Below are 2,336 nucleotides of genomic sequence, written 5' to 3'. Positions count from 1 at the left end.
CCGGTGCACCGGGCCCGTGTCGTTCACCGGGCCGCCGCGTCCATCGTGTTCGCCGTGCCCATCGTGCCCGCCGTGTCCGCCGTGTCCGCCGAGGGGCGGGCGGCCGTCAGACGTCGCCGCCCGGCTCGGCGAGGTGGGCGTCCATGGTGGCGTTCAGGTCCGCCACGAAGGACTCGAACCGGTCCAGGAGGTCCGGCGGGTACCGGTCCATGGCGGCGCCCATCCGGTGGGCGAGCGGGCCGAAGAACTCGTCGGCCCGGTCCTGGATGTGGTCGCCGCCGCGCAGGGTCACGACGCGCCGATCGGTGTGTTCCCGGGTGCGGGTGATGTGGCCGGCCGCTTCGAGGCGGTTCAGCAGCGCGGTCGTGGCGCCCGTGGACAGCGAGATGCGCTCGCTCAGGCGGGCCGGCGAGAGCGGGACGCCCCGCTCCTCGGCCGCGGCGATCTCCAGGACCGCGGTCGCGTCGGTGGAGTGCAGGCCCAGCCAGGCGGCGAAGCGCCGGCTCAGCTCCGCGTAGTGGCCGCCGTAGATCCGCAGCCCCTCCATCAGTCGCTCGTGCTGCGCCGTCTTCTCCTCGCGTGCCGGTTCCGCCATCGGCCAGCCACCCTTCCTCTCCCGTCGCACGGTCCGCGTCGGCGGTCGCTTTGACAACCTACCGCCCTCACTTTACCTTCATCATGGAATTACTTCACCATGGAGGTATCGCGATGCTCGACCCGTCCCCCACCACCCGCGAGGGAACCGGGCCCTACCGGTGGCGGTGGCTGATCCTCGTGGTCATGCTCGTCGCGGAGATCATGGATCTCCTGGACGCCTCGATCGTCAACGTCGCGGGGCCCGCCCTGGAGGAGTCCCTCGGCGCGACCCCCGTCGGCCTGCAGTGGGTGATCGGCGGCTACGCCCTGACCCTGGGGGCCGGGCTGGTCCTCGGCGGCCGGCTCGGCGACCGCTACGGACGCCGCCGGATGTTCCTGCTCGGCCTGGCCGCCTTCACCGCCACCTCGCTGCTCTGCGCACTCGCGCCGAACATCGGCTCACTGATCGCCTTCCGCCTGCTCCAGGGCACCGCCGGAGCGCTGCTCCTCCCCCAGGGCCTGGGCCTGCTGCGGGAGAACTTCTCCGGCGCGGAGCTCACCAAGGTCTTCGGGATCTTCGGCCCCGTCCTCGGCCTGGGCGGCATCATCGGCCCCGTCCTGGGCGGCGGGCTCATCGAGAGCGACCTCTTCGGACTGGGCTGGCGGTCGGTCTTCCTCGTCAACCTGCCGATCGGCATCGCCGCCCTGGTCGTCGCGGCCCGGTTCATCCCCACGAAGCCCGGCGACCGGACCCTCCGGGTCGACCTGGTCGGCGCCGGGCTGATCGTCGCGTCCTGCGCCCTGCTGGTCCTGCCGCTCAACCAGGGGCAGGAGGACGGCTGGCCGCTCTGGACCTGGCTGTCGATGGCCGGGTCCGCCCTGGGCTTCGCGCTGTTCGCCCTCCACCAGCGCCGGACGGCCGCCGCCGGCCGCGAGCCGCTGGTGACCCCCGGCCTCCTGCGCAAGCCCGCCTTCACCGTCGGGCTCGGCGGCATCGCCCTGTTCTTCGCCGGGCTCGTCGGCACCCAGCTCGTCCTGACCCTCTACCTCCAGATCGGCCGGCACTTCACCGCCGGGGAGGCCGGTGTCGGCAACCTGCCGCTCGCCCTCGGCACCGCGATCGGCGGCGCGGTCAGCGGAGCGTTCCTCGCCGACAGGATCGGGCGCAAGGTGCTCCAGATCGGCCCGCTCGTCCAGTTCCTCGGCGCGGTCCTGCTCTGGTTCGAGCTCGACGGCCGGGGCACCGACTCCTTCTCCGTCCTGGACATCGCCCCGGGCGTGGTCGTGGCCGGCATCGGATCGGGCATGGTGATCGCCGCCCTGTTCAGCTTCCTCCTCGCCGCCGTCGACGACCACGAGATCGGCTCCGCCTCCGGTGTCCTCTCCGCGGTGCAGTCCGTGGGAGGCTCCGTCGGCGTCGCGGTCTTCGGCTCGGTCTTCTTCGACCGCGCCGGGGAGGGTGACTTCACCGGCGGCTTCCGGAACGCCCTCGTCGTCCAGATGTGCCTGCTGGCCGCGTTCCTCGCCATCACCTTCCTGCTGCCCGCGAAGGGCCGCCCCGAGGACGAGCAGCACGCCGCCCCCGCCGCCCCCGCTCCCGTCGCCGCCGACGTCTGACGGGAGGTCCGGCCCGCCCGGTCCCCCCGGTCCTGGGGGCCCGGCGGGATCGCGGGGGGCCAAGGGCCCCCCGACCGCCCCCGCGACCCTACCCGCCAGTGGCCCGAGGAAGGCCGAGCCGGCTGCCCGCGCCCCCCTGGCGG

The 2,336-nt window shown here is 73.6% G+C and carries 2 protein-coding genes; one reads left to right on the top strand and one right to left on the bottom strand.

What is annotated here, in order from left to right:
- Positions 1-106: 106 nt before the first annotated feature.
- Positions 107-595, bottom strand: a complete 489-nt coding sequence (locus ACFWOG_RS39480) for a MarR family winged helix-turn-helix transcriptional regulator (protein WP_380364446.1) — start codon at positions 593-595, stop codon at positions 107-109.
- A 113-nt stretch (positions 596-708) separates the two neighbouring features.
- Between ACFWOG_RS39480 and ACFWOG_RS39475 the strand changes: the two genes are divergently transcribed.
- Entirely contained in the window at positions 709-2,193 is a 1,485-nt protein-coding gene (locus ACFWOG_RS39475; protein ID WP_380364444.1) for an MFS transporter, read from the top strand.
- The last annotated feature ends 143 nt before the right edge of the window (positions 2,194-2,336 follow it).

Source organism: Kitasatospora sp. NPDC058406, from assembly GCF_042722765.1.
GTDB lineage: Bacteria > Actinomycetota > Actinomycetes > Streptomycetales > Streptomycetaceae > Kitasatospora.
This window is presented reverse-complemented; position numbering and strand designations above follow the sequence as displayed.